This is a genomic window from Leeuwenhoekiella sp. W20_SRS_FM14 (assembly GCF_052119605.1).
Taxonomy (GTDB): Bacteria; Bacteroidota; Bacteroidia; order Flavobacteriales; family Flavobacteriaceae; genus Leeuwenhoekiella.
Genome location: NZ_JBGQOK010000008.1, coordinates 1 through 26558 on the forward strand (window position 1 = coordinate 1; position 26558 = coordinate 26558).

27 protein-coding genes and 1 pseudogene are annotated in these 26558 nt (G+C 35.9%); 8 read left to right on the forward strand and 20 right to left on the reverse strand.

Translation table 11 applies throughout. The features are described 5' to 3' along the window. Positions 1–206: 206 nt before the first annotated feature. From ACEN25_RS13650 to ACEN25_RS13690, 9 genes are all read right to left on the reverse strand, one after another. Positions 207–533, reverse strand: coding sequence for a hypothetical protein (locus tag ACEN25_RS13650; protein WP_441803392.1), 327 nt, complete (start codon positions 531–533; stop codon positions 207–209). 63 nt (positions 534–596) lie between these two features. Continuing rightward, positions 597–926, reverse strand: a complete 330-nt coding sequence (locus ACEN25_RS13655; RefSeq protein ID WP_441803393.1) for a hypothetical protein — start codon at positions 924–926, stop codon at positions 597–599. A gap of 242 nt (positions 927–1168) precedes the next feature. Then, the gene (gene arfB, locus ACEN25_RS13660) at positions 1169–1570 is read right to left on the reverse strand and encodes an alternative ribosome rescue aminoacyl-tRNA hydrolase ArfB (RefSeq protein ID WP_441803394.1); all 402 of its coding nucleotides are present in this window, start codon (positions 1568–1570) and stop codon (positions 1169–1171) included. Then, entirely contained in the window at positions 1571–3109 is a 1539-nt protein-coding gene (locus ACEN25_RS13665) for a DUF4301 family protein (protein WP_441803395.1), read from the reverse strand. Continuing rightward, positions 3106–3666 (reverse strand): AAA family ATPase, encoded by a 561-nt coding sequence (locus tag ACEN25_RS13670; protein WP_441803396.1) that lies wholly within the window; start codon positions 3664–3666, stop codon positions 3106–3108. The genes ACEN25_RS13665 and ACEN25_RS13670 overlap by 4 nt, the downstream gene beginning before the upstream one ends. Continuing rightward, positions 3627–4259 carry a nicotinamide riboside transporter PnuC gene (pnuC, locus tag ACEN25_RS13675; RefSeq protein WP_441803397.1) on the reverse strand — a complete coding sequence of 211 codons (633 nt, stop codon included), beginning with the start codon at positions 4257–4259 and terminating at the stop codon, positions 3627–3629. Before pnuC ends, ACEN25_RS13670 begins: the two co-directional genes overlap by 40 nt. Then, positions 4243–4503, reverse strand: coding sequence for a thiamine-binding protein (locus ACEN25_RS13680; RefSeq protein WP_028376866.1), 261 nt, complete (start codon positions 4501–4503; stop codon positions 4243–4245). The genes pnuC and ACEN25_RS13680 overlap by 17 nt, the downstream gene beginning before the upstream one ends. 57 nt (positions 4504–4560) lie before the next feature. After that, the gene (locus tag ACEN25_RS13685) at positions 4561–5286 is read right to left on the reverse strand and encodes a geranylgeranylglyceryl/heptaprenylglyceryl phosphate synthase (protein WP_441803398.1); all 726 of its coding nucleotides are present in this window, start codon (positions 5284–5286) and stop codon (positions 4561–4563) included. Beyond that, positions 5283–5915: a 4'-phosphopantetheinyl transferase family protein gene (locus tag ACEN25_RS13690; RefSeq protein WP_441803399.1), complete on the reverse strand. Its 633-nt coding sequence runs from the start codon at positions 5913–5915 to the stop codon at positions 5283–5285. The genes ACEN25_RS13685 and ACEN25_RS13690 overlap by 4 nt, the downstream gene beginning before the upstream one ends. Positions 5916–5972: 57 nt before the next feature. On the opposite strand from ACEN25_RS13690, the gene ahcY reads away from it, so the two are divergent. The 3 genes and pseudogenes from ahcY to ACEN25_RS13705 form a co-directional block, all read left to right on the forward strand. After that, positions 5973–7289, forward strand: coding sequence for an adenosylhomocysteinase (ahcY, locus tag ACEN25_RS13695; RefSeq protein WP_441803400.1), 1317 nt, complete (start codon positions 5973–5975; stop codon positions 7287–7289). Between the two features lie 128 nt (positions 7290–7417). Beyond that, positions 7418–8047, forward strand: coding sequence for a hypothetical protein (locus ACEN25_RS13700; RefSeq protein WP_441803401.1), 630 nt, complete (start codon positions 7418–7420; stop codon positions 8045–8047). 59 nt (positions 8048–8106) lie between these two features. Then, a pseudogene (locus ACEN25_RS13705) lies at positions 8107–8244 on the forward strand (NINE protein); the annotation flags it as partial. Positions 8245–8320: 76 nt separating this feature from the next. Here the strand turns inward: ACEN25_RS13705 and ACEN25_RS13710 are convergent. From ACEN25_RS13710 to ACEN25_RS13735, 6 genes are all read right to left on the reverse strand, one after another. Continuing rightward, positions 8321–9349, reverse strand: coding sequence for a phytase (locus ACEN25_RS13710; RefSeq protein ID WP_441803402.1), 1029 nt, complete (start codon positions 9347–9349; stop codon positions 8321–8323). Between the two features lies 1 nt (position 9350). After that, positions 9351–12176, reverse strand: a complete 2826-nt coding sequence (locus ACEN25_RS13715) for a TonB-dependent receptor (RefSeq protein ID WP_441803403.1) — start codon at positions 12174–12176, stop codon at positions 9351–9353. Positions 12177–12340: 164 nt separating this feature from the next. Continuing rightward, positions 12341–13921 (reverse strand): tetratricopeptide repeat protein, encoded by a 1581-nt coding sequence (locus ACEN25_RS13720; RefSeq protein WP_441803404.1) that lies wholly within the window; start codon positions 13919–13921, stop codon positions 12341–12343. Positions 13922–14051: 130 nt separating this feature from the next. Then, positions 14052–14315: a 50S ribosomal protein L27 gene (gene rpmA / locus ACEN25_RS13725; RefSeq protein WP_128757973.1), complete on the reverse strand. Its 264-nt coding sequence runs from the start codon at positions 14313–14315 to the stop codon at positions 14052–14054. Positions 14316–14340: 25 nt separating this feature from the next. Further along, positions 14341–14832, reverse strand: a complete 492-nt coding sequence (rplU, locus tag ACEN25_RS13730) for a 50S ribosomal protein L21 (protein WP_028376877.1) — start codon at positions 14830–14832, stop codon at positions 14341–14343. A gap of 109 nt (positions 14833–14941) precedes the next feature. Continuing rightward, entirely contained in the window at positions 14942–15397 is a 456-nt protein-coding gene (locus tag ACEN25_RS13735) for a DUF4199 family protein (protein WP_028376878.1), read from the reverse strand. A gap of 208 nt (positions 15398–15605) precedes the next feature. On the opposite strand from ACEN25_RS13735, the gene ACEN25_RS13740 reads away from it, so the two are divergent. Both ACEN25_RS13740 and ACEN25_RS13745 read left to right on the forward strand, forming a co-directional pair. Further along, complete coding sequence (locus ACEN25_RS13740) at positions 15606–16925, forward strand: M16 family metallopeptidase (RefSeq protein ID WP_441803405.1); 1320 nt, start codon at positions 15606–15608, stop codon at positions 16923–16925. Positions 16926–16976: 51 nt separating this feature from the next. Further along, positions 16977–19049, forward strand: a complete 2073-nt coding sequence (locus ACEN25_RS13745) for an insulinase family protein (protein ID WP_441803406.1) — start codon at positions 16977–16979, stop codon at positions 19047–19049. Between the two features lie 33 nt (positions 19050–19082). Here ACEN25_RS13745 and ACEN25_RS13750 read toward each other — a convergent pair whose 3' ends face one another. The 5 genes from ACEN25_RS13750 to mutY all read right to left on the reverse strand — a co-directional run bounded on the left by ACEN25_RS13750 (position 19083) and on the right by mutY (position 23635). After that, positions 19083–19970, reverse strand: a complete 888-nt coding sequence (locus ACEN25_RS13750) for a DMT family transporter (protein ID WP_441803407.1) — start codon at positions 19968–19970, stop codon at positions 19083–19085. A gap of 60 nt (positions 19971–20030) precedes the next feature. Beyond that, positions 20031–20570, reverse strand: a complete 540-nt coding sequence (gene gldD / locus ACEN25_RS13755; protein ID WP_441803518.1) for a gliding motility lipoprotein GldD — start codon at positions 20568–20570, stop codon at positions 20031–20033. A 52-nt stretch (positions 20571–20622) separates the two neighbouring features. After that, entirely contained in the window at positions 20623–21951 is a 1329-nt protein-coding gene (locus ACEN25_RS13760) for a gliding motility-associated protein GldE (protein WP_441803408.1), read from the reverse strand. Positions 21952–21979: 28 nt separating this feature from the next. Beyond that, positions 21980–22447 (reverse strand): single-stranded DNA-binding protein, encoded by a 468-nt coding sequence (locus ACEN25_RS13765; protein ID WP_441803409.1) that lies wholly within the window; start codon positions 22445–22447, stop codon positions 21980–21982. A gap of 105 nt (positions 22448–22552) precedes the next feature. Further along, a complete protein-coding gene (gene mutY / locus ACEN25_RS13770) occupies positions 22553–23635 on the reverse strand; it encodes an A/G-specific adenine glycosylase (RefSeq protein ID WP_441803410.1) in 1083 nt (360 codons plus the stop codon). Between the two features lie 128 nt (positions 23636–23763). Between mutY and ACEN25_RS13775 the strand changes: the two genes are divergently transcribed. The 3 genes from ACEN25_RS13775 (at position 23764) to ACEN25_RS13785 (ending at position 26453) form a co-directional block, all read left to right on the forward strand. Further along, positions 23764–24060 (forward strand): HU family DNA-binding protein, encoded by a 297-nt coding sequence (locus ACEN25_RS13775; protein ID WP_028376886.1) that lies wholly within the window; start codon positions 23764–23766, stop codon positions 24058–24060. A 308-nt stretch (positions 24061–24368) separates the two neighbouring features. Beyond that, complete coding sequence (locus tag ACEN25_RS13780; protein ID WP_028376887.1) at positions 24369–25907, forward strand: Rne/Rng family ribonuclease; 1539 nt, start codon at positions 24369–24371, stop codon at positions 25905–25907. Positions 25908–25976: 69 nt separating this feature from the next. Continuing rightward, positions 25977–26453, forward strand: a complete 477-nt coding sequence (locus ACEN25_RS13785) for a regulatory protein RecX (protein ID WP_441803411.1) — start codon at positions 25977–25979, stop codon at positions 26451–26453. The last annotated feature ends 105 nt before the right edge of the window (positions 26454–26558 follow it).

Below are 26558 nucleotides of genomic sequence, written 5' to 3' on the forward strand. Positions count from 1 at the left end.
ATTTTTTCAAAACCATCCTGTACCGGAGCTTGTGCTTCTGTTTGGTTCATTGCAACATCTTGAGATGTTTCTTGTGCGGTCATATTTTGAGCTGCAAAAAGCATTGTTGTTGCGGCTGCTACAGTCATTACTAACTTTTTCATAATTTGATATTTTAGATTAACACCTAAGTGTCGTGATTTATAATACTTACTTTTTACTTTAGATTACTTTAAAGTAACCCATTTTCCTTCTGCGTTGATATATGCTGTTTCAGCTTCAGCGCCTTCTGCCTGTAACATCAACTTATACACTCCTAATTCTTCATTAAAGAATGCCTCGGTCACTTCAGAACCTGCTTTGTCTGCCGTTACTGCGTTTGTAACAATCTCGGGAAGTGCAGCTGTTTCTATTTTTTCAAAACCATCCTGTACCGGAGCTTGTGCTTCTGTTTGGTTCATTGCAACATCTTGAGATGTTTCTTGTGCATTCATATTTTGAGCTGCAAATATCATTGTTGCTGCCGCTGCTACTGTCATTACTAGATTTTTCATAATTGTGTTATTTAGAAAGTGCACGTTTGTGCAAAAATTTATATTGATTATTTAATTGAATTTTTATTTAACCTCAACCCATTTTCCTACTTCATTTATGTAAGCAGTTTCAGATTCTAGATCTTCATTAGTTAGCGTGAGTTTATATACTTTTAATTCAGCATTTAAAAAAGCCTCATTAATCGTAGCCCCAGCTTTATCAACCACTACAGCATCTGTAACGATTTTAGGCAATTCTGAAATTTCTATTTTTTCAAATCCATCATTTACCGGAGCTTGAACTTCTGTTTGATTTAATGCTATATCCTTATTTTCAGTATCCTGAGCATTTACCTTTTCACTTGCAAAAAGTAACGTTGCTGCTGCTGCCACTGTCATTATTAAATTTTTCATTTCTGTATTTGTTTATTAGTATTTTGAAAATTAAGCTTGTTTACTCTCAAACTCATTTAGGTATATAACAAAACTGTACCAAGTACAACTAAGCCATCTCTTATAACTATATTGTATTGAAAAACAGGTAATTGAACTCAACATCACTAAATGATGGAATGTGTGGAACTTGTAGAATCTGAATATATTCCACAAAAAAAGTGTGGAAATTCTCCACACTTTTAAAATCTTGACCGGTACATTTATAAACTGGGCGGCCTTCGGTTTGCTTTTTTATCTGCTGTATACTTCTTTGTATCAAGTCGCCTCTTTTTAGAAGCTAAAGAGGGTTTTGTTTTTTTTCTATGCTTCGGAATTTTTAATCCTGCTTCCAAGAGCCTTACCAGGTTCTTAAATACCTCTTCTTTGTTTTTGTGCTGACTGCGACTTTGATCGTATGATAGCACCAGTGAACCCTCGGTAGTAAGTTTTGAAGATAAACGTGCACTCAGACGATCTTTTTGTACCTCATCAAATACTGTTGTGTCTTTTAAACTCCAGTGTAGCATCACTTTAGTTGAAGTTTTATTTACGTGCTGACCTCCGGGCCCGCTACTGCGAACTGCTTTAAAATCACATTCTGAAAACAGTACGTCTTTATTCATCTAGCTCTGGTGCGAAGGTTTAAGCAAATCATTTACCGTTTTTACAGGATTGAATGTTTCTAGAGGAACCTCAACAAATAAAGTGTTCCAGCGTGCCATCGCGCCATTCCACAATCCCGGAAGCTCTAATGCTTTAATCTCTGTACCGCCATCTGTTTTATATGCGATAAATGCCAGGTCTGGATTTACATAATCAAGCAAATTGTATTTCTCTCCTTTATAATTACGCACACCTGCTACAATATCTACCGGATTAAAATGAGTTGAGTTTTTAAAAATCTCTTCCTGCTTAGCATCTTTAGTATTTACCTGTGCACTTTCAATAATCTGCAGCGCTATCTTGCCATTTTCATCTTCAACCCAAAACGGACCTCCGCCAGGTTCTCCTTCATTTTTAACCATACCACAAACTCGTATGGGTCTATCTAAAATTTCAGCTAGATATGTTTTCTTTTCAGCCATTGAAAAATTAGAATAATCATCACTTATACGCGTACTAAATTCGGTTTCTAAAAACGTAACGAGCGCTTCGAGCTCTGCTTCTGTAATGGTGTCGTTTGCCAGTAAACCTGCATATTTAAAAACCTGCTCCTGCTTTGCAAGTAACACACCCGCAAGTGTGCGTTTACTTTTTGCTAAATTCTCAATTCTATCGTTAACAAGGACATTGTCTATGTTTTTAATAAATATCACATCTGCATCAACATCATTTAAATTTTCAATTAATGCACCGTGACCTCCTGGTCTAAAAAGTAACGAACCATCATCTTTACGATACATTTTATTGTCTAAAGTAACTGCGATAGTATCTGTTTCTGGCTTTTGAAAAGAATAATCAACCTCAAAATGGGTATTTGTTTTTGTACTTACTGAAGTTTCTACCTCTTTTAATTGTGCTTCAAAAGCCTCTTTATGTTCTGGAGATACAGTAAAATGTAATTTTGCCTGATCATTTTTTGCAGCGTAAGCAGCCGCCTCGTACAGGTGTTCTTCAAAAGCGGTTACACTATAAGAACCGTAATAGTGAAAAGGGATTAAACCTTTAGGCAAATTGCCAAAGTCTTCACCTTCGGCACCCATCATTTTCTTTACAAATGCATACTTTTTTGAGTTTTCATCAGCCAATTCTGCATCACTTAGATGATCTATTATTCTATTATAAAAAGGAAATTTCTCATAGTTATCAAAAAAGACTTTCATAGCCTTACTACCGGTACGTTCTAGATATGCATTAACTGATTCTTTTTCTACATTATAATCTTCCAGAAATTTAAATACACTTTTAAACATACGACTGGCAGCACCAGAGGCTGGTGTAAATTTTAGAATTTCTAGATCTGCCTTCTTTTGTTCATAAACATCACGATAGGTTAACGCCTCCTGATCTGAAAGCTGAAAAATACCGTCTGATATTGTTGCTGCAGAGACCAGCTTAACATTAGGTACACCATTTACAAAAAGTTCTATTTGAGAGGCTACTTGTTTTGTAGTTAAACCATGTTCTCTGATTTCGCTGATTTCTTGGTCTGTAAAATTCAAGGTAGTAAGTTGTTAATTTGGTTAATAGCTGTTTTTAAGCGTTGCTGAACAGTTCCTTTTAAAAGCACGTATGGCCTGTTGTTACTAATCAATGCCTGTTCAAAAAGATCAAACATTTCCTGACGTTGCTCTGGCCTATCTCGTAAGTCATCTGCCTCCCAGGGTATATCAATAAAAGTTAAGAGATAAAGATCATACTTATTTTTGAGCGCTGCTTCAGCAACAAAAGGATCACACCAACCCTCATAATAAGCTTCACTATAAACTTTTGTCTCTAACAGATCTGTATCACAAAATACTAATTTAATGCCGGTTTGTACTGCGTCATTCTCTAGTTTAATCTGTCCTCTTGCGATGGGAAGTATATCTTTAGGCTCACAAATTGTTTTTTGAGTCACCCACTTCTCTTGAAGGTATTCGCGAGCATACTCGGGTACCCATACCGTTTTATAATATTCAGATAGTGCTCGTGAAAGCGTTGTTTTACCACTACTTTCTGGTCCAAACAGCACAATTTTTATACAATCACCGGGTTGTTGTTCAGGTATTTTTTCCACGCAATAAAACCATAAATAGCTAGAATAGTAAAAATAATATATTGAAAACTGGTAAATGTGAAGCCTTTGTGAAAATATAAGGGCACAGAAATTATATCTCCCACTATCCAATAAATCCAATTCTCAATCTTACGCTTAGCCATAAGCCACATCCCAACAAAAAATATAGCTGTGGTTATCGTATCTACATACGCCGTCCAACTATTCCACTTGTCAAAATACGTGTAGACACAAAACACAAAAATGAGCGTTAATATAAAAATGAGAGCAGACCATTTATGTTCTGTTAACGTAGTTCGCGTTATAGGCGTAACATGTTTTGCATCTACTTTACGCGTCCAAATGTACCAGCCATAAACACTCATCGCAAAATAATATGCGTTAATCATTAAATCGCCCAGCAAACCCCACTTTGCTAACAGATACACAAAAATTGCTGTGCTTATCATCCCCGAAGGGTAAACCCAAATATTGTTCTGCTTAGAAAACCAGACAGAAAGGAGTCCAAAAACAACCGCTATAATTTCTAAGACTACAGAAGTGGTCTCGTATTCTGCATATTGACCAAATAGAAAATCAAAAATGGGGCTCATAGTCGCTGCGGTCAGATTTTACGATTTTTATGTATAAAAGACCTCGCTCTACCGCTTCTAAAGCAACTTTCATTTCTTTCTGAAGTACAGTCATTACCGCATCATAATCACCATAAACCTGTGTACTTAAAGGATTTTCTAAAACGATTAGCCCAGATGCACGCAAACTTTTAATAAAATCTATAATTGCCGGCTCGTAATCGTCCTGGAGTGGCGTTAATGTAAGTTCTACTGAAATGTTCATGAGTTTTATTATTTTATTTCTGCGATAATATAGAACTATCTCAACAATACGAGGGTCTTAAAAATCGCCTTTTTCAAAAGCATTTCCTACCACAACCATATCTGCTCCTGCGCGATATGCATCTTGCAACTGCTGTTGAGTGCGTATTCCGCCTCCTACAATTAAGGGTATTGTTATCGCTTTTTTCACAGCTTCTATAATTTGTACGGAAACCCGATTCACAGCTCCACTACCCGCCTCTAAATAAATTAATTTTTTGCCAGAATATTGCCCCGCAAGTGCAGTATTTACAATGAGATCAATATTGTTTTGAGATAGCGGCTGAGTGTTGCTTACCCGCTGAACTGCTGTTTCTATACCGCCGTCTATTAAAATATAACCGGTAGGTATAATCTCTATATCTGTATCTCTAAGTATTTCTACAGACTTTATTTGCTGATGTATGAGGTATTCTGCATTGTCCCCAGAAAGTAAACTTAAAAAAAGTAAGGCATCTGCTTCTGCTGTAATATGCCGGTAATCTCCTGGAAATAATACAACCGGTAATTTACACTGTTCTTTAATATAACGAACCGCTACTTGCGTTTGAGATTGAGTCGCTGTACTACCTCCTACTAAAATGTGTGTGACGTTTTTTGGAATTCGCTTTAGCTGATTATCAATAGCCTTATCATCAAATTCTTCGGGGTCAAATAAGATTGCAAAGAGAGACTGCCTGTTTTGTGCTGCATTTTGAAAATGCGTGTAGACTTCTTTTTTACTTTTCTTTAAATTTTTGATCATAAAGCCAAAGCATATACACAGGTAAAGCCTTCAAACTCGAGAAAATCAACACTGTACTCACTCTGACTCCCGTGATAATTTATAACCGCTGTTGATTTATTGTCATCAAAATCAAAATCAGCTACATTAATATGTTGTAGAAAGCTGAGCCCTTTAACCCCGTATATTTTATATAATGATTCTTTTGCTCCCCAAACAATGGTGAGTTTGCGCACAACCGCTTCATCATTAGCAAGGGTTTTGTATTCTTTTAACGGAGTAAAGCGAGATGCAATACGTAAGATTTTATCGCGCTGCATTTCAATATCTATACCTACTTCAGCAGTATCACTAACGATTATTGCCGTAAAATTGTAGGAGTGTGTTATTGAAATATGCTTACCGTCCTTAAGATGCGGCTTTCCATTCTCTGTATAGTATAAATCCTGATCTGTATAACCTGCAACGTGTAAAAGATGTCTAATACTCAAAAAACCTCTGCGGTGTAATTCTGACTTCATACTGTCAAAGCGAGCCTGACAATGCGGAGTAAGATTTACAGATTTAGCTAAAACTTCAAGAGGCTCTTCCACTTTCCAGATATAAACTTGAGTGGTTGGATTAGGTGTTATTGTTTTGAAAAGTGGCACGTTAAGTAGTGATTATTACGTATTTTTGCAAAAAATAAGAATTGTAAATATAAGACTATGTCAACGAAAACAGTACAGTATGTACCTTATAAAGTTAAAGATATTTCTTTAGCTGCTTGGGGTAGAAAAGAAATTGAATTAGCTGAGGCAGAGATGCCGGGACTTATGGCTTTGAGAGAAGAATATGGTGCCGAGCAACCGCTAAAAGGAGCGCGTATTGCAGGATGTCTGCATATGACAATTCAAACCGCAGTATTAATTGAAACACTTGTTGCACTAGGTGCAGATGTGACCTGGAGCTCTTGTAATATATTTTCTACACAAGATCACGCAGCAGCAGCAATTGCAGCAGCGGGGATTCCTGTGTATGCCTGGAAAGGTTTGAGTGAAGAAGAATTTAACTGGTGTATTGAGCAAACGCTTTTCTTTGGTGAAGACCGTAAGCCATTAAACATGATTCTTGATGATGGTGGTGATTTAACAAATATGGTACTTGATGAGTATCCTGAGTTAAGTGCTGCAATTAAAGGTATTTCTGAAGAGACTACTACGGGTGTTCACCGTTTATACGAGCGCGTTAAAAAAGGTACTTTACCAATGCCTGCTATAAATATTAATGACAGCGTTACAAAATCTAAATTTGACAACAAATACGGTTGTCGCGAAAGTGCTGTTGATGCAATTCGTCGTGCAACAGATGTGATGCTTGCCGGCAAACGTGTTGTAGTTTGTGGTTATGGAGATGTAGGTAAAGGTACAGCTGCTTCTTTTAAAGGTGCAGGTTCTATTGTTACGGTTACTGAAATTGACCCTATTTGTGCATTACAAGCTGCAATGGACGGTTTTGAAGTTAAACGCCTAGAGACCGTTGTAAGCACTGCAGATATTGTGATCACTACTACAGGAAATAAAGACATTGTACGTGCTGAGCACTTTAAAGCGATGAAAGATAAAACCATAGTTTGTAACATAGGCCACTTTGATAATGAGATACAGGTAGCCTGGTTAAATGAAAACTACGGTTCTACTAAAGATGAGATTAAGCCACAGGTTGACAAATACACGATAGACGGTAAAGATATTATTCTTCTTGCTGAAGGTCGCCTTGTAAACCTGGGTTGTGCAACAGGTCACCCAAGTTTTGTAATGAGTAACTCATTTACAAACCAGACTTTAGCACAAATTGAACTTTGGAAAAATTCTGCTAACTATGACAATGATGTTTATATGCTACCTAAGCATTTAGATGAGAAGGTAGCCGCTTTACACCTAGAGAAAATAGGTGTAGAACTTACCGAATTAAGCACAGAACAAGCTGAATATATTGGAGTTACGGTTGAAGGCCCTTTCAAACCGGAGTATTACAGATACTAAGCTTGCCAAAATTAGGGTTCAAAAATCCTAAGCCCCGACATATTAAATATGTCGGGGCTTTTTTTATGTAAAAACTTGCCTATATCATTTATAATTATATTTTTACATTAAATCTTAAAGTTTTATTAATGAAACACATCTACAAATTACTGTTACTAAATTTAATTGTCGCTTTGTCGGGTTGCGCTTCCAGATATCGATTAATTGAACCCCAATCTATAAACTACATCAGTACTGCTAAAAATCAGGATCTGCAATTAGATTACAAATACGATCTTCTTGAAAAAAAGTACGCTAAGAAAGAAGCAAAAAAAGGAGTTAAACTAGTAGCATTAAAAATTACCAATAACTCTACTAACGATATTGTCTTTGGAAGAGATGCCGTAATTGCTTATCAAAACGGAAACGAGGTCTATATAATGGATCAGGCTGACGTATTTAAAGCTATTAAACAAAGTCCGGCAAGTTACCTTTGGTATTTATTATTAAGCCCTGTAAGTGTTTATTCAACTTCTGCATCTAATGGTCCTTACGGTTACGAAGAAAACACAAACTCTTTTCCGGCAGGGTTAATAGTTGGACCCGGCCTCGCAGGAGCAAATATGATTGCTGCGGGTTCTGCTAACAAAAAGTTTAAAATAGAGCTGGAAGAATATAATTTATATGGAAAAACAATTGCTGCCGGGGAAACAAAATTCGGATTAATTGGCATAAAGTCTGAAAGTTATGACGCTCTACAACTAAACTTAAAGAATTAAATACAGCATTTAATAATACAGCAATAACCTTCACAGTATTGTGAGGGTTATTTTTAGGAGCCTTTGCTGCGCACAGATGGTACTTAGGAAGCCCTATTTTATGGAACATTCTTTTTATCCTAACTGCAGGATTCTTTGTAGTAGGATGGATAATTGATGGTGTCGAGATTATTACAGGAACATATCCTGGTTTATAATTAATAACACTTAAAAAGCAAAACCCCTCTTAGATATTTAAGAGGGGTTTTTTAATTTTCAACCTATTTTTCTTTACTACTTCAGCTTGGCTAAATCATAAAAATAAAAAGTACCGTCGTCATTCATCGCTACAAACAAGCCGTTTTTAAATGTACTATTGAGAGGTACCGTTACCACATCACAACCGTCTGTTTCTGTCGTTGTAAGATTTAAAGCCTTTATAAAAGCATTTGTTTTGCGATCATAAATGTTAAACTGCCCCCGTTGCTGGTCTGATACTATTAAAAAACCTGTGCCATCTTCATAAGTTGCAATCGCTATACCCTCAATATCATTCTGAAAATCTGCAAATCCAAAAGAGCTTACCTGCTCATTACCCTTATCAGGTTCTGCAAAATATTTTTTAATACCATCTCCTTCATCTGAATAATAAATAAAACCCATCGCATCATCTACCGCAATAGCTTCAATTTCCTTTTTACCACTAAATTGACCAAATTTACGTACCAGGTCAAACCCTACTAAACTGTCTGATTTTGTCGTGATTTTATACTGATATAAGTAGTTTTCTAAAGGCCCAGATTTTCGACCTACAATCGCATAGAATGAGCTATCAATTGCCGACTTGTATAAACTCACACCCATAGGAGATTGAAAATCTATATTGGGATTGTTATCATCTGCAAATACCGGAAATCCACCACCATCTAAAGGTTTCATATCAGGAACCGAATAGATGCGCAACATTTTACGTTCCCTCTCAGTAAAAGCAATGATATCTGTCGTAGTAGAATCAGTCACAGGAAAATTGTAACGCAGATCTACATTGTTAGGTCTTTGAATACCGCGAATGGTTTTTGATGCTATAATCTTTCCGTTGAGATCAAAAGCATAGATCGCTCCATCACTTTCTTTATCTGTACCAAAAACAATACTCTGCGATGCATCTTCAGGATTTATCCAAATCGCAGGGTCATCTGTATCATATTTAACGTGCTCTGTTATTAGATCGGGTTTAATCTCAGGCAGTTGAGATTTACTACTTCCGCAGGAAATCACTATAGAAATACCGCTTAGAAATGCTATAATTTTGAAGTTTTTCATTTTAAAATAAGTCATATTTGACACCAAAGGTTAAACGCGTATTGTAGTATTCCATCTGCATAGTCCTATCCTGCACTCCTTGATAATAACGCAAAGGCTGATTTGTAATATTGTTGAGGTTTGCAAATACCTGAAGATTTTTAGATAAGAAAACAGTTGCATTAAGATCTAAAAAGAACTGCTCATCATAAAAACGATCTTCAAAAGCATTACCTCCTAATTCGTCTAAATAAGCATCAGAATAATTACCAGATAAGCGAGCACTAAACCAGCTGTCACCATAAGATAATGAAGCATTAAACATATTAGGAGAAGAGCCCGGTAAATCGAGATCACCGCGCAAGTCACCATCTTCATTTGCAATACCCTTAGCTTCAGAATTTAGATAGGTGTAGTTTACATAGATACCAAAGTTCTTGAGGAAACCCGGCAGGAAATCTAGCTGTCGCTGAAAAGCAACTTCAGCCCCAAAGATGGTTGCTTTGTCACCATTTAAAGGCTGAAATAACTCTATACCATCTTCCTGATCTGTTTTTTGAGTGTAAATAAAATCCTGAATATTTTTGTAAAACACTCCGCCTGAAAGAATCCCTACAGACTCAAAATATCGCTCTGCCATAAAATCAAAATTCATAGAAGTTGTAGGTTCTAATTGCGGATTTCCTATTGAGATCTCATCGTCTTCGCGTTGCCTGTAAGGCACCAGATCTATATAATTAGGCCTGGCTAGTGTATTTGTCCACGCAAAACGCAAAACTGTTGATTCTGAAGCATTGTATTTAAAATGCACTCCCGGCAGTATATTAGTATAGGAGCTCTCATCATCAATCTGTGTAACATCTTCTGGCTCATCTACATTAAAGCTATTTCCAGTACTCTCAATGCGCGTATTCTCAATTCTTAAACCTATTAACACGTCAAGTTTTTCGGTAAGCTTTTGATTAGTCATTAAATAACCTGCAAACACATTTTCTGTCACGTCAAAATTATCACCCAGATATTCATCAGGCACAGCCTCACCTTCAATAGCTGTTACATCTTGTAGATTTAAACCTCCTAAAAATTGTGGGGATGCAAAAACACCGGGTTTATATTGAGATCCTGCAAGAAAATCGTTACCACTATAATTACGTTGCTCTACAAGAGACAGATTATCTAAAGTGCCGGTAAGCGGTGCATATTCAAAGAAGCTATTGTCTCTATTCTTATTTTTAAAACGACCACGAACACCAAATTTTATACTCCCACTTTCGGTATTAAAAAAGTCTGCCGGGAGCTCAAAATTGGCAAAAAAGTTAAGGTCCTTTTCTTCTGTAAATTGATATTCTTCAGTCAACTCATCAAATTCGAAATTTGTGAAATCTTCTGTTTCTTCGGGCATATGCAATGGGTAACGTGTGTCAACAACTTCATTGTTTATACCATATTCTGAAGCGTAAACTAAATAACGCTCATTAGGCCGTTCTTCAGATGCTTTTGCAAAAGAACCCATCCAGGTGAATTTAAGATTTCCAAAAACGTGATTTCCTCCCAGACTATAGTTCTGCATACGCTGATCTTCAAGACGTCTGTTTTGATTTCTTCCACCGGGGATACCTCCTTTAGTTTCTCTTTTTGCTTCAACCGGAAAACGCGAAGGCGTATTGTTAACCAAATCAAAATCACTTTCAAGAATATCTTCGGCATCTAAAACCTCAGAAGAATAGGCAAAACGATTCTCCCGATCATCACGCCAGTTATACATCGTTTTTAAATAAATCTCATTATTCTCATCTATATTGTAGTCTAGGTTTGCAGAAAAACTGCGTCTTACTCGTTGAACAAGATATTTACGCGTTTCAAAAACAGCCGCATACGGATTGACGTCAACCTCTGTCTCCTCACCAGCTGCGTTTGTATATTCAAACGTATCTGCCCACTCTGCTTCTACATTATCACTCCCAAAATCGTTGTCATTTATAGATGCAGAAATAAGCCAGCCAAACTTTTTGTTTTTTGAACGATCGCCTACAAGAAACGACCCGCTTAGAATACGTTTATCTGTAATAAAATTTATTCCACTTCCACCCGTGGCAGAGAGTCTAAAGCTTTGCGGAGTAGATCGTGTTACAAGGTTTACAGAACCACCTAAAGCATCTGCATCCATATCTGGCGTTACAGCTTTATTGACCTCTATGGTTTGTATCATATCAGACGGAATCAAATCCATCTGTACATTTCTATTATCTCCTTCTGCCGAAGGAATACGGCTTCCGTTTAAGGTTACCGAATTTAACTGTGGAGCCAGACCACGTACAATAATATTTCGCGCTTCTCCCTGATCTATCTGCATCGTAATACCCGGAATACGCTTTGCCGCATCACCTATATTGGCATCAGGAAACTTACCTATCTGATCTGTAGAAACAACATTAGTAATATTAAGATTATTCTTTTGTGTATTAAGTGCACGCGATTGCCCACCAGAACTATAACCTATAACCTGTACATCTTCTAATTTAGTCTCTTCTGAAGTTAACAAAATAGATATCGTTGTTGTTTTACCACTAGTGACATCTACCGGCACAAACATATCTTTAAAACCTAAATATTTAATAGCAAGTGTATGGCTACCTTCAGGAATATCAAGAAAGGTAAATTTTCCGTCCTGGTTAGAAACCGCTCCTTTATTTAAGGCTTCAATCATTACTGCGGCGCCCGGAACATTTATTCCATAATCATCTACAATCACGCCTTGAATACTACTGTTTTGCGCAGATAAACTTGTACTACTAAAGGCAAAAAGCAGCGTTACACTGAGCAACTTTAAACTGGTAATAATTTTCATTTTTTTGGTGTTTAGTATTTTTTCAAATTTACCTGAGCCCTTTAAACACCTGCTAAAATTAAAAGCAACAAATTGTAAAGATTGTAAATTTTGAAAGCTACACCAGGGCAACAATTACCTAAACTTTACACAAAACTAACATCTTGTTAAAGAATAACCCTCCTTTATAACCTGAGCATAAAATTCACTAATTCTTCCTGTGTTTCTATGGGTAGTTTTCTGCGTAAACGATACCTCGCAACTCGAACGCTGTCTGCCGTAATTCGTAAAATAGAAGCGATCTCTTTTGACGATAAATTAAGTCTTAAAAGCAAACATAAACGCAACTCAGTTGCCGTAAGTTTATGTAACGTAACTTCACTTAAATTTTTTGTAAAGTGGGGATGAATTTCTTCAAATAGAACCATAAATTGGTTCCACTCATTATCTTCTGCAAGATGAAGATCTAATTCTTTTGATAGGGCTTCTAATTTTACAGGAAGATCCATTCGTTTACGAGAACTTAGTTTCTGAAGTGTTCCCGACACCTCTTCTATCAATTTATTTTTTTGAGAAATGCTTAAGCTGTATTTAGAGAGTGTAGCTGTTTTAAGCTGAATTTCATTTTGTAAGTATTGCTCCTGAGCAACCTTATGTTCTATTTCAGCTTCTAGAGCACGTTGTTTATACGCGTGAATCTTGGCAATTAAGCTCCTTCTTCTTTTCTGAATATAAAGAACCAAAACACATGAAACGACCGCAACGAGTGTAAGCAGGATGAGAATAACTAAATTAGCTTTTGCCGTCTTGTTTTTTGCTTCAAGCAAATTAATTTGAGCTTGTTTCTCTTTAGTGTCAAAAATGGTTTGAAGCGCATTTAGCTGATTAAAATTTTGAGAATAAAACTGCTGCTCTACACGTTTTTGATATTCAGACAAATAGTGATAACCCTTTTCAAAATCATTTTTTAAAATGTAAGTTTTAGAAAGATCTTTATAGGCACTTTGTATTTGATGTGAATTGCCATACTGCTGTGCAAGATTTAATGCCGCTGTTGTTTTTATCAGGGCATTCGTGTAATCTTGAGTCTTTCTGTAAATATCTGCCAGATTATTAAGAGCATTTATCTGCGACTCATCATTTGTATTTTTAAAATACACAAAAGCCTTTTCAAAGTGACTGTACGCTTTATCATACATTTTAAGGTCCTCATAGATACTTCCTAAATTTTCATTTACTATGGCCTGCCCATATAAATCATTTTGCTCATTATAAATTGCATAGCTTCTGTTTTGATAAGTCAACGCTACGAGGGGTTCACCAAGCTTTTCTTTGCACGTACCTATTAACCGTAAACTTTTAGCTTTTTCAATAGATAAATTATTTTCTGATGCAATCTCAAAAGCTTCTTTTAAATAGTGTAGAGCCTTTGTATAATTATTTAATAATATATAAATCTCCCCAAGATTATTTTTAATACAAGACTTAGTTTTATATGCTGTTTTTGAGCTATATCTGTATGCTAAGTTATAATTCTCGACTGCTTCTGTGTAAATCTGAGATTGTTTATATAGCGATGCGCGGTTTAAGTATGCTTCAACAATTTTATTTCGATCTGATTGTTTTAATGCAGTATCTAATTCTAATTTATATACATAAAAGAGAGAGTCTGAAAAATGCTGAAAAGATTTATCAATAGACTGTGCCTGTATTAAAGCATAAGGAGCCATAATACAAAGTAATGTAATTAAAAGTAGGGTTCTCAATGGGTTGAATTAACATACTAAGATAAAGTAGCGGTGTTAAGTCTGTATTAGGTAAAGTTTAAACTATAAACAAAAAAAGGGTCTCTTTCAATCTGAAAGAGACCCTTTTAAATAATTATATAAGTTTTACTTATGCTTCTGCAGCTGGTACTATAGAAACGTAAGATTTGTTGTCTTTCTTTTTAGTGAATTTAACAACACCGTCTACTCTTGCGTGTAGTGTATGGTCTTTACCACCATAAACGTTTTCACCTGGGTGATGCGTGTTACCACGTTGTCTAACGATAATATTACCTGCTATAGCAGCCTGACCACCAAAAATCTTAACACCTAAGCGTTTTGATTCTGATTCTCTACCGTTTTTCGAACTACCTACTCCTTTTTTGTGAGCCATCTTATTTTAAGTTTTTAGTAGATTATTATTTACTTAAAGCTTCAATTAATTCAGCCTTCTTCATTGAAGAATATCCTTCAAGTCCTTGTTCTTTAGCCATCTCTCTCAATTCAGCAACAGTGTTGTTACTTAAATCGTCATTAGATTCACTTTTAGCTTCAGCTTTAGGAGCTGCGCTTTCAGTTTTAGCTGCTTTTTTACCTCCTTTTAATGAGATATCACCTATTAAAAGTTCAGTTAAAGATTGACGGTGACCGTTTTTCTTTCTGTAACCTTTACGTCTCTTCTTTTTGAAAACGATAACCTTGTCTCCTTTTAAGTGACGAGTGATTGTTGCTCCTACTAGAGCTCCTTCTATAGCCGGGGCGCCTAAAGTGATGTTGTCACCATCTCCTGTCATAAGAACTTTATCGAAAGAAACATCGTCTCCTTCTTCTCCTGACAAACGGTTTACAAATACCTTTTGATCTTTTGCAACTTTAAATTGCTGCCCTGCTATCTCTACAATTGCGTACATAGCGTAATGATTAAATAGTTTTTAAAATCTTAAACCTTTAGATTTAAGAGGGCGCAAATATACAGCTATTTACTTACAATCCAAACCAATGGTAACATTTAAAATTGACTTATTTAGCTCTTTTAGTTGTATTCCAACTTTGTTTAAACAATTGCATAAAGCTCAAGGTTAGTACAGCGCTGGTCGCAAAACCCATAATGGCAACTACAAATACAACACTTCCCAGGCTAGTGTCATACGTACTCTCCCATCTGCCTATCATAATATCTAGATAATCAGGATTTATATTACCCGCGTACAATGCAAAAAATGCTGTAAACAATATTGTAGAAACAAAACCGGTGACAATTCCTACAGAAAAACCATCACCATATTCAAATTCTTTTCCTTTACTTAATTTGTAATATTTAATAGATTCAAAAATTCCAAATCCGGTAATAACTCCATTAAAAAGACTAAATATGGGGTTTGTATGTAACCCAAAAAGGGCAAGGACTAAAAAATAAGCGATTAGACCAGCGGTGATAGCAACACCAAAACGAATGGGTAGGGCAACTTTAAGCATAACTTTTTTTTTGATTTTTCATAAAGTTCACACTTTTAAAATTTAATGTCATTAACACCGTGTTAAAAAAAGAGAATTCTCCCTTTAAAAACTCTGTTTATTGCAAAATAATTCGTTAAGAATAGAGATTACATACTTTTAATGAAGATTATGTAACTTTTTTTGTTAATCATATACTCATGGGTATAACTAAAAATAAAATTTAAGCATGAAAAAGACTCTTTTTTCAATTGCTTCAATTCTTCTTTTGAGCTTTAATGCTACTGCTCAAGAAGTTGAATTTGAAGAGTATGATTTAGACAATGGTCTTCACGTAATTTTACATCAGGACAATACTGCTCCAGTGGTTACTACAGCTGTAATGTATCACGTAGGTGGTAAAGACCGTGAAGATGGGCAAACCGGTTTTGCACATTTCTTTGAACATTTACTTTTTGAAGGAACAGAAAACATCGAAAATGGAAAATGGTTTGAGATGGTGAGTTCTAATGGAGGTACTAATAACGCCAACACATCTCAGGATCGAACGTATTATTATGAAGTTTTTCCTTCAAATAATCTAGAACTTGGCCTGTGGATGGAGTCTGAACGTATGTTACATCCTATTATAAAACAAGACGGTGTAGATACTCAAAATGAAGTTGTTAAAGAAGAGCGTCGTTTGCGTTATGACAACTCTCCTTATGGCCAATTTTTATTTGCAATAAGCGAGCAATTGTTTGAAAAGCACCCATATAAAGATCCTAATGTAGGTTATATGGAAGATCTGGATGCTGCTTCTCTTGAAGATTTTAAAGCTTACTTCGATAAATATTACAAACCTAGTAATGCAGCATTAGTGGTTGCCGGAGATATTGATATTGCTAAAACAAAAAAAATGATTCAGGACTATTTTGGTCCTATTCCTAGCGGACCAAAATTAGAACGCAGCTATCCTGAAGAAGCTCCTATTACTGAAGCAAAAAGAACTCAGTTTTACGATTCTAATATACAGGTCCCTGCAATTCTTACCGCATACCGCACTCCGGGATATGGTGATCACGATGCTTATGTTCTAAATATGATCTCTTCTTATTTAAGCGATGGTAAAAGCTCTAAACTGTATAAGAAAATGGTTGATGAGAAAAAACAGGCGCTACAAATAGGAGCCATAAATTTAGAGCAGGAAGATTACGGTATGTATATCATCTATGGTTTGCCTTTAGGAGAAACTTCTCTTGAAACGCTACTTGAGGGTATGGAAGAAGAAATTGCCGCTTTGCGAAATAATTTAATTTCAGAAAGTGATTTTCAAAAACTTCAAAATAAGGCTGAAAGCAACTTTGTAAACTCAAACTCTAGCGTTGAAGGTATTGCAAGCACACTGGCAACAGACTATATGCTTTATGACGATACTAATCTAATTAATACAGAAATAGAAATTTACCGTTCTATCACTCGTGAAGAAATTAAAGAGGTTGCAAATAAATATTTAAAGCCTAATCAACGTGTTGAAGTAGAATATCTACCGAAAAAAGAGGAGAAATAAACTGTAGATTATTACAAATCAAACAGTAACGTCAAACAAAATCAAATTCTGATGAAAAAAATAATATTTAGTTTACTTGTTCTAGCGGCTAGTTTTAGCGCTAACGCACAAGTAGACAGAAGCACAATGCCAAAAGCCGGGCCTGCACCTGAAATTAACCTCAGCAAACCTCAGAGCTTCGAATTAAAGAATGGTCTAAAGGTAATCGTTGTAGAAAATCACAAACTCCCACGCGTTGCATATACACTTACGTTAGACAATCCGCCTATTCAGGAAGGAGACAAAACAGGAGCTGCAACATTATCTGGCGCATTATTAGGTAAAGGCTCTACAAGCATTAGTAAAGATGCTTATAATGAAGAAGTAGATTTTATGGGTGCCCGTATCAACTTTGGGTCTCAATATGCTGCTGCAAGTGGTCTTACTCAATATTCAGATCGTATTTTAGAACTTCTTGCTGATGCAGCAATCAATCCTAATTTTACTGAAGAAGAATTCAATAAAGAGAAAGCTCTTCTAATAGACAATTTAAAAACAAATGAAAAAAGTGTTTCTGCAGCTGCAAGTACTGCAAGTCGTGCATTACTTTATGGTAAAGATCACCCAAAAGGTGAATTTGAGACGCCAGCAGGCTTAGAGAATGTAACTCTTACAGATGCTAAAGCTTTTTATAACAAAGCTTTCATTCCTAACAACGCATATCTGGTTGTGGTAGGTGATGTTGATTTTAAAAACATCAAAAAAATAGTAACTAACAATTTTAAAGATTGGAAAAAAGGAAGCGCTCTTCCAGCAGCTTTTACAACTCCTAAAAATGTTACTAGTACAGAAATAGACTTTATAGATATGCCTAATGCGGTGCAGTCTGAAGTGATTGTAGAAAACCTGGTTTCTCTTAAAATGAGTGATCCTGATTATTTTCCGGTTTTAATGGCAAATCAAATTTTAGGTGGTGGTGGTGAAGGCCGCCTGTTTTTAAACCTACGTGAAGACAAAGGCTATACTTACGGAGCTTATTCTAGCATAGGCAATGACAAATATGGGATGACTTCGTTTAGCGCTTCAGCGAGTGTTAGAAACATGGTTACAGACAGTTCTGTTGTGGCATTTTTAGAAGAAATAGATAGAATACGTGAGACTCCGGTTTCAGAAAAAGATCTAAAAAATGCTAAGGCTAAATATGTAGGAAGTTTTGTAAGATCTCTAGAGCAACCGGCTACTGTAGCGCGTTTTGCGTTAAATATTGAAACAGAAAATCTTCCTGAAGACTTTTACCAGAATTACTTAAGTAAAATTAATGCTGTAACTATTGCAGATGTTCAACGCGTAGCTAAAAAGTATTTCTTATCAGATAATTCGCGTATTGTTATTGCAGGAAAAGGAAGCGAAGTCTTGAGCAACCTTGAAAACGTATCATTTAAAGGAAAAACAATTCCTGTAAAATTTTATGACAAAGAAGGTAATGCTGTAGAAAAGCCAAAATATGAAGTAGCGCTTCCTGAAGGTGTAACTAAGCAAACGGTTTTAAACAACTATTTGGAAGCCATAGGCGGAAAAGATAAAGTAGCAGCTCTTGAATCTCTTTTAATGGTTGGCGAAGGCAGTGTTCAGGGAACACCACTTAAACTTACTATGAAAAAAACAAACAAAGAACAGTTTGTACAAATGATAGAGGTAATGGGTAATGTAATGTCTAAACAAGTACTTAATGGTGACACCGCTGTTATTACTGCACAGGGGCAAACCGTTACTCCTACTCCTGAGCAACTGAAAGATTTAAAAGCAGAATCTGCTATTGTTGCTGAAATAAATATGCTTGATGATGAAACTATTAAGCTTGAGAAGATCGAAAAAGTAGATGGTAAAAACGCTTATGTTTTAGCTTTAAATGATAAGAAAAAAGCTTTTTATGACACAGAAAGTGGTCTAAAAATTAAAGAGGAAACTACCCAGGAAATGCAAGGCCAGACCTTTGTTCAAACCGTATTATTTGGGGACTACAAAGAAGTTAAAGGCGTACAATTTCCTACCAAATTATCACAGTCTATGGGACCTCAAAATATTGAGTTTACATTTTCTGAAGTAAAGGTTAATGAAGGAGTTACTGAAGCAGATTTCAAATAAAAATTAGCTTTTTAAATACTTAAGAAGACCGGCTTAATCGTCGGTCTTTTTTTGTTTACGGTTTACAAGGTACACACCCGCCAGAATAACCATCGCTCCTAAAAAATGAATCAAAGTGAATAATTCACCATCAAGTAAACCCCAAAAAATACCAATTACAGGAATCAAATAGGTCACCGAAGTTGAGAACACGGCAGACGAAATCTGAATGAGCCTATTGAATAAAATTTTAGCGATTCCTGTTCCCACAACAGCAAGCACACCTATATACATCAGAGATTCTGAGACTACATTATTTGATAAATCAAGCTCTAAAACGCCTGAGAAATAAAGAACAATTAACGCCGAAATAATCATTACCGTAAAATTACCTACTGCAATTGCCTTAGAGGAAACTTCCTGTAACTTCGATTTTATGATATTTGCATTACCTGCATAACACAGCGCCGCAAGAACAACAAAACCTGCAAACACATAATTCTGTTCTGGGTTGACTTCAGCTCCTTTAAAAATAAGAATCCCTGCTCCTGCAAGCCCCATTAAAACTCCAAGTACTTGATTTCCCGTAAACGGTATTTTAAAAATCACATAGCCTAAGAACATAGTAAACAGGGGAACCAGTGAATTTAGTATCGAAGCGATACTGCTATCAATCTCAGTTTCTGCATAAGCAAATAAAAAAACAGGAAGAAAGGTACCTAGTAAAGCACTAAGTGCAATCCAGGGCCACTGCTTTCTGGTAATTTTAAAAAGAGATTTAAATCCTATAAGAAAAAGAAAAATTGTAGAAAATGTAATACGCATAGCCCCTAACTGAAGCGGCTTTAACCCCAGCAACCCTTTTTTAATAAGTATATAAGAACTGCCCCAAACCAGCGAGAGGATAATGAGGTAAATCCATTTTTTAGTATCACTTTCCATAGCCCAAAATCTGGCTGCAAAATTGTGATTAAAAAACGGGATTATGCGGCGAGTACCTGGCTATTTCTTCCACCTAAGACTTTCCATTATATGACGAATATCATTTTTCATATAGGCGGCAGCGGGTAAAATACTATCGTAGTTAGGCTTTACATTAAAATAGATAGATCCTGTTATAAAGTGGGCCGTGCTATCGGTAACATAAAATTGAGATTGTGAAGCTGCGTTACCAGCAACGTCGTAAAACATACCGTAAACATTGTGTTCCTCATTAAAATACTTCTCTTCAGAGATATTGTCTGCCTTTATAACATGCTCATAAGTTAGTTTTTGAGCATCGGTTAACAACTCTTTTATATTATTAGTAACAGGGCGGTACGTAAGATACAGCGCAGCATCTAACGCAGGATATTCTAAAACGGCAGAGCAATCACTTTTATAGCGAACTACCGCAAGCGCATTTTTCATAAATTCATAAGAACACTCGTCTGAGCCATACAGAGAATATTCAGGAGCTTTATAATTAAGTGCTAAAAAAGCATCAGGCTTAGGCAATACATCATCTTTGCAAGAAAAGATCAGAAAACTGCATAAAATCATTAAATGTGCTGCTTTTAGATTCAATACTATAAAGATTATAAGAAACCCGCCTTTATTCGGTGTCTCTAATTGTAAGTTTAATTTGCTTAATACGTTTTTGATCTATAGCCTCTATAGTAAACGCATAGTGCTCAAAATTTAGTATTTCGTTTTTCCGCGGAAAACCTTTAGAAATCTCTAAAAGAAATCCTGCTAGCGTTTCAGCCTCCCCTTTGTTTTCTTCAAATGACGAAGGATCATCCATTCGCAGAACTTTGTAAAAATCTTTAAGCGATGTCTTTCCTTCAAAAATATAATTATTGTCATCTAGCTTAGAGAAGATAATATCTTCATCGTCAAACTCGTCGCTAATATCACCCACAATCTCTTCTATGATATCTTCCATAGAGATTAAACCACTTGTTCCGCCATATTCATCTACAACAATTGCAAGGTGTATTCGCTTCTCTTTAAATTCATTTAAAAGATCATCTAGCTTTTTATTTTCGGGCACAAAGTAAGGGTCTCTTAAAAGAGAAGTCCACTCAAAGTCTTCTTTATCTATATGCGGAAGCAAATCTTTAACATAGAGAATACCAGATATATTATCTACATTATCTGCATAAACAGGAATACGTGAGTACCCATTCTCAATTATTAAAGGAATAATGGTTGAGTAAGATGAGTCTTCATTAAGCGCAAATACATCCATTCTAGGTTTCATCACCTGCTTGGTATCTGTATTACCAAAACTTACTATACCTTTTAAAATTTTTTGCTCTTCTAAAGAGGTATCTTCTTCACTGGTTAACTCTAATGCCTGCCCTAATTGATCTATACTTATATTAGCCTTTTGTTTGCCCAGGCGATCCTGAAGCAATAGCGTTATAGAACGCATAGGCATACTTAAAGGTGTAATGATAAAATCTAAAACCAGCATAGGATACGCCATTTGACTAGAAAACTTTACCTTATTTCTACTGGCGTAAACTTTAGGCAGGATCTCACCAAACATAAGTATAAGAAAGGTAATTCCTAAAACTTCTACTAAAAACCTTAGATCTACCACCCAAACCTTTAAGCCATCAAGACCAGAGAATAACGTCTCTCCCAGACCTGTAAATATTAAAACAATAGCAATATTTATAAAGTTATTTGCAACCAGTATTGTTGCAAGAAGTTTTTTTGGCTTTTCTAATAATCCCGCAACAATGCTTTCTTTTCTAGATTGCTTATCGGGATCTAGCTCTAAATCTGAAGGAGTAAGTGAAAAAAAAGCAACCTCAGTACCGCTAATTAAAGCTGAAAAAACCAGCAAGATAAGCACCGCTATAATTTCTATAACCGTGGTTATTGAAAAGCTTTGTTGAATGAGTAGCAAACTTGGGGGGTCAGGATCCAATTAAATGATGGTGTTTAGTTTATACTATTTAAAAAGGTAGATCATCTTCTTCCTCTTCAATTGCAGGAGTTACAGGAGATGGTGCCGCTTTCGGTTTAGCCGCTACTGCAGGTCTACTTTGAGTCGGTTGAGATGCAGAAGAATCCATACCTCCATTATCTTTAGGCGTTAAAAATGTAAAGTCTGTACATTGTATTTCTGTACTGTAACGTTCAATACCAGACTCATCCTGCCATTTACGGGTTTTAATACGCCCTTCTATATATACCTTATCGCCTTTCTTCAAGTATTTTTCACAAATCTCTGCACCTTTATTACGCACAACCACATTATGCCATTCGGTGGAGCTTACACGCTCACCCGAAGTTTTATTTGTATACGTCTCGTTAGTAGCAAGCGGAAAACGCCCTATACTGCCACCACCTTCAAAATAGTGCATTTTAACATCGTCTCCGGTGTGACCTATTAACATTACTTTATTTAGTGTACCTGACATAATCTTAATTTGAAAGATCAAAAGTAACTAAAATTAAGTAGTTGCTCAACTAAAAACACGTTAAGCCTTTGCCATAAATCACATAGATTTTAAGGTGTTTTCCTATTAATGTTCCTCAAAATCAAAAGTTTCCATAAAGCGATCAATAACTCTAGGCACTGCAAACTCACTAAAGCTTGTAAATGGTATAGTTTGAAGACCCTTAGCTTCTACGACCTTAGCAACCCAAAACTTAACGTGCAGCTTTTGATGTGACAACTTATGAACAATGGGCTCAGTCTGACCTGGTTTAATAGACTCTACTTCTAAATTATCAAAGAGAATTGGTTCATCTATACCTTTAATAGAAAAGCCTTTCACGCATTCGCGGAACGTATTTAAATCAAGATTTGTTTCAGATTCCAGTAAGGGAAAGTCAAACAAGCCCTGCCAGATACCCTTTTCTTCCCGCTTACCTAGTACAGTTTTGCCGTCTCGTGTAATCAATATTAAATAATTAAAAAACCGGTCCCGCACTTTTATTTTTCCTTCTTTATAAGGAAGACGCTCTATTTTACCCTGCTGAAACGCGACACATTCTGTATTAAAAGGGCAATGCAAACAATATGGATTCTTAGGCTTACACTGCGTAGCACCAAACTCCATAATCGCCTGATTAAAAGTTGCTGGATCTTTGATATCAATCAGTTTTTGAGCCAAATCTTTAAACTCTTTTTTACCAGATGTAGAATCTATAGGGGTTTCAATACCAAAAACTCGAGAAAGTGCTCTATATACATTACCATCTACAACAGCTCTAACTTCATTAAAACATATAGAAGCAATCGCACTGGCGGTATAATCACCCACACCCTTTAATTTTATGATTTCAGAATAGGTAGTCGGGAAGATACCGTCTAAATCATAAGCTACTTTTTTTGCAGTAGCATGCAAATTACGAGCTCTAGAGTAGTAGCCCAGACCTTGCCATAATTTTAAAACCACATCTTCGTCTGCATCAGCGAGTGATTTTATATCAGGAAAAGCCTTTATAAAGTTAAAATAATAAGGAGTTCCCTGCTCAACACGTGTTTGCTGAAGTATGATTTCTGAAAGCCAAATGTAATACGGGTCGCTTGTAGACCTCCAGGGAAGCGTTCTTTTATTTTGTAAGTACCAGTCAATTAGTTTTTTAGAGAAATTTAACACAAAAAATACCTTTTGTTCAATTTAGCCGTTTATGTAGTTATATTTTAATCTTTTACGCTTGAAATATTGATTTATTAATGTGTATATTTGCACCCTTGAAAATTTTTAACCCCCTAAAACAATAAATAATGACAAAAGCAGATATTGTTGCTAAGATTTCCGAGAAATTAGGAATTGAGAAAAATGATGTTCAGGCAACTGTTGAAACATTTATGACCGAAGTGAAGAACTCTCTGGAAAGTGGAGACAATGTTTACTTAAGAGGTTTTGGAAGTTTTATTATCAAAACGCGTGCTGAGAAAACCGGCCGTAACATTTCTAAAAATACTACTATTAAGATACCCGCACATAATATCCCTGCGTTTAAACCTGCTAAGGTTTTTGTAGAAGGTGTTAAGTCAAACGTATCAGTAGACGAAAACTAACTATTAATTATTAAACCGAGCTCTTATGCCAAGTGGTAAAAAAAGAAAAAGACACAAGGTAGCAACGCACAAACGTAAAAAACGTCGTCGCGCTAACCGTCACAAAAAGAAAAAGTAGTCTAGTACTACTTTTTCTGTTATTATAGCGTTTGTTATAATAACACATGTTCATTGACATCTGGAGTCTTCGCACAATTTGCTGCGTAAAACTTCTAACGTTTACAAAATCCTGTGAAAAAAAATGTTTAATCTTTTTGCAGCAAATACCTGTATATCAGGCTAATGCTGTGGATATAATTTAATGAAGCGTGAATAATGAATTAATCATTAGATCCAGTTCCACTTCAGTTGATTTTGCCCTTTTAAAAGATGGTAAACTAATAGAATTACATAAGGATGAGGAAGATAACCAGTTTGCGGTAGGAGATATATTTATCTCTAAAATTCGCAAGACGGTTTCTGGTCTTAATGCCGCATTTGTCAATGTAGGCTACGAGAAAGATGCATTTTTGCACTATCACGATTTAGGACCGCAGCTTCCCACTCTTTTGAAATTTGTAAAACGTGTAAGCACAGGTAAACTCAAGGATTACTCCTTAAAAAACTTTCCTACAGAAAAAGACATTGACAAAAATGGTAAAATAGCAGACGCTATAAAATCTAATCAATCTATTCTCGTACAGGTAGTTAAAGAACCCATTTCTACAAAGGGCCCAAGAATAAGCAGTGAGCTATCTATTGCCGGGAGATATGTGGTTTTAGTTCCTTTTTCTGATCGTATTTCTATTTCGCAAAAAATAGAATCTAAAGAAGAAAAAGCACGCCTTAAACGCCTCATGCAGAGTATACGACCCAAAGGTTTTGGCGTAATTGTGCGTACTGTCGCTGAAGGAAAAATGGTTGCAGAGTTAGATAAAGATCTACAAAACCTGGTAGACCGTTGGACTGCCATGTGTAAAAAATTACACAATGCCCATTTACCCAGTAAAGTTTTAGGTGAGATGAACAGAGCCTCTTCTATGTTAAGAGACTTGTTTAACGACACCTTCACTGCAATATGTGTAGATGACGAGACATTGTATTATCAAATTAAAGAATATCTGCAAGAGATTGCACCTAATAAAGAAAATATCGTAAAACTACACCAGAGTAATGTACCTGTTTTTGAAAAACATGGCATTGAACGACAAATTAAAACTTCCTTTGGGAAGACTGTATCGATGAGTCGTGGGGCTTATTTAGTTATCGAACACACTGAAGCTTTACATGTTATAGATGTAAATAGTGGTAACCGATCTAATAAAGCTAAAAGTCAGGAAGAAACAGCTTTGGAAGTAAATATGATCGCTGCAACTGAGATTGCACGCCAATTGCGTCTACGCGATATGGGCGGTATTATAGTAGTAGATTTTATAGATATGGGTAAAGCCGAAAATCGTAAAACACTTTTTAATCATCTACGTGATGAAATGAGCGATGACCGTGCAAAGCATAAAATTTTACCCCCCAGTAAATTTGGACTTATTCAGATTACACGCCAACGTGTACGACCTGAAATGAACATAAAGACCCGGGAGAAAGATCCTAATGGAGATGGTGAAATTGAAGCACCTATTAGTGTTGTAAGTCGCATACAAGCAGACTTAATAAAATTATTCAAAAAAGACTATAAAAAGATTACGTTACATACGCATCCTTTTATAGAGGCCTTCTTGACAAAAGGCTTCCCATCAGTACGTTCTAAATGGTTTATAGAACATAAAAAATGGGTAAAAATAATGCCTAGAGATGCTTACACGTATCTCGAGTACCGTTTTACAGATAAAGACGGGAAAGAAATTAGATAACTGAAATAACCCTCATCGTGCAAACGGTGGGGGTTTTTTGTTTTATATCTTTGGCTTATTTTAATTTTAATGCAACAACCTGTAAAAACCTATACGCTAGAAGAAGCAAAGCGAAAGCTTGAAGCCTATTGCGCTTATCAAGATCGCTGCCATAAAGAAGTGCGTGAGAAACTGCTTCAAATGCGTATGATTCCAGATGCTATAGATGCAATAATTTATCATCTTTTACAGCACAAATTTTTAGATGAAGAACGCTTCGCACGCAGTTTTGCCCGTGGAAAATTTCGTCATAAGCAATGGGGTAAAAACCGCATTAAACAAGAATTAAAACAGCGCGAAATAGGCGATTATATAATTAAAAAAGCCTTTACCGAAATTCCAGATTCAGAATACATAGAAACCTTTGACAAACTGGCTCAAAAACGCTTTAACCAATTAACGGAAAAAGACAAATACAAAAAACGAAAAAAACTAGCCGATTACTTATTCTACCGCGGCTGGCCAGGAGACTGGATTTACGAGAAGTCTAAAGAATTAATACCTTAATTTTCTTTTACTAACAGTTTTATATTCTTAGGACTAAGAACTAAATTTTAGTGCTTTTACGTAGAGAACCATCGTAGCCAGATTCACCAACGTTTAAGCAAAATT

Bases quoted from the DNA above. Each gene is read 5' to 3' on its own strand.
- ACEN25_RS13650 (WP_441803392.1), bottom strand. From the start codon at position 533: ATGAAAAATCTAGTAATGACAGTAGCAGCGGCAGCAACAATGATATTT.
- ACEN25_RS13655 (WP_441803393.1), bottom strand. From the start codon at position 926: ATGAAAAATTTAATAATGACAGTGGCAGCAGCAGCAACGTTACTTTTT.
- arfB (WP_441803394.1), bottom strand. From the start codon at position 1,570: ATGAATAAAGACGTACTGTTTTCAGAATGTGATTTTAAAGCAGTTCGC.
- pnuC (WP_441803397.1), bottom strand. From the start codon at position 4,259: ATGAGCCCCATTTTTGATTTTCTATTTGGTCAATATGCAGAATACGAG.
- ACEN25_RS13680 (WP_028376866.1), bottom strand. From the start codon at position 4,503: ATGAACATTTCAGTAGAACTTACATTAACGCCACTCCAGGACGATTAC.
- ACEN25_RS13685 (WP_441803398.1), bottom strand. From the start codon at position 5,286: ATGATCAAAAATTTAAAGAAAAGTAAAAAAGAAGTCTACACGCATTTT.
- ahcY (WP_441803400.1), top strand. From the start codon at position 5,973: ATGTCAACGAAAACAGTACAGTATGTACCTTATAAAGTTAAAGATATT.
- ACEN25_RS13700 (WP_441803401.1), top strand. From the start codon at position 7,418: ATGAAACACATCTACAAATTACTGTTACTAAATTTAATTGTCGCTTTG.
- ACEN25_RS13710 (WP_441803402.1), bottom strand. From the start codon at position 9,349: ATGAAAAACTTCAAAATTATAGCATTTCTAAGCGGTATTTCTATAGTG.
- ACEN25_RS13715 (WP_441803403.1), bottom strand. From the start codon at position 12,176: ATGAAAATTATTACCAGTTTAAAGTTGCTCAGTGTAACGCTGCTTTTT.
- rpmA (WP_128757973.1), bottom strand. From the start codon at position 14,315: ATGGCTCACAAAAAAGGAGTAGGTAGTTCGAAAAACGGTAGAGAATCA.
- rplU (WP_028376877.1), bottom strand. From the start codon at position 14,832: ATGTACGCAATTGTAGAGATAGCAGGGCAGCAATTTAAAGTTGCAAAA.
- ACEN25_RS13735 (WP_028376878.1), bottom strand. From the start codon at position 15,397: ATGCTTAAAGTTGCCCTACCCATTCGTTTTGGTGTTGCTATCACCGCT.
- ACEN25_RS13740 (WP_441803405.1), top strand. From the start codon at position 15,606: ATGAAAAAGACTCTTTTTTCAATTGCTTCAATTCTTCTTTTGAGCTTT.
- ACEN25_RS13745 (WP_441803406.1), top strand. From the start codon at position 16,977: ATGAAAAAAATAATATTTAGTTTACTTGTTCTAGCGGCTAGTTTTAGC.
- ACEN25_RS13750 (WP_441803407.1), bottom strand. From the start codon at position 19,970: ATGGAAAGTGATACTAAAAAATGGATTTACCTCATTATCCTCTCGCTG.
- gldD (WP_441803518.1), bottom strand. From the start codon at position 20,570: ATGATTTTATGCAGTTTTCTGATCTTTTCTTGCAAAGATGATGTATTG.
- ACEN25_RS13765 (WP_441803409.1), bottom strand. From the start codon at position 22,447: ATGTCAGGTACACTAAATAAAGTAATGTTAATAGGTCACACCGGAGAC.
- ACEN25_RS13775 (WP_028376886.1), top strand. From the start codon at position 23,764: ATGACAAAAGCAGATATTGTTGCTAAGATTTCCGAGAAATTAGGAATT.
- ACEN25_RS13785 (WP_441803411.1), top strand. From the start codon at position 25,977: ATGCAACAACCTGTAAAAACCTATACGCTAGAAGAAGCAAAGCGAAAG.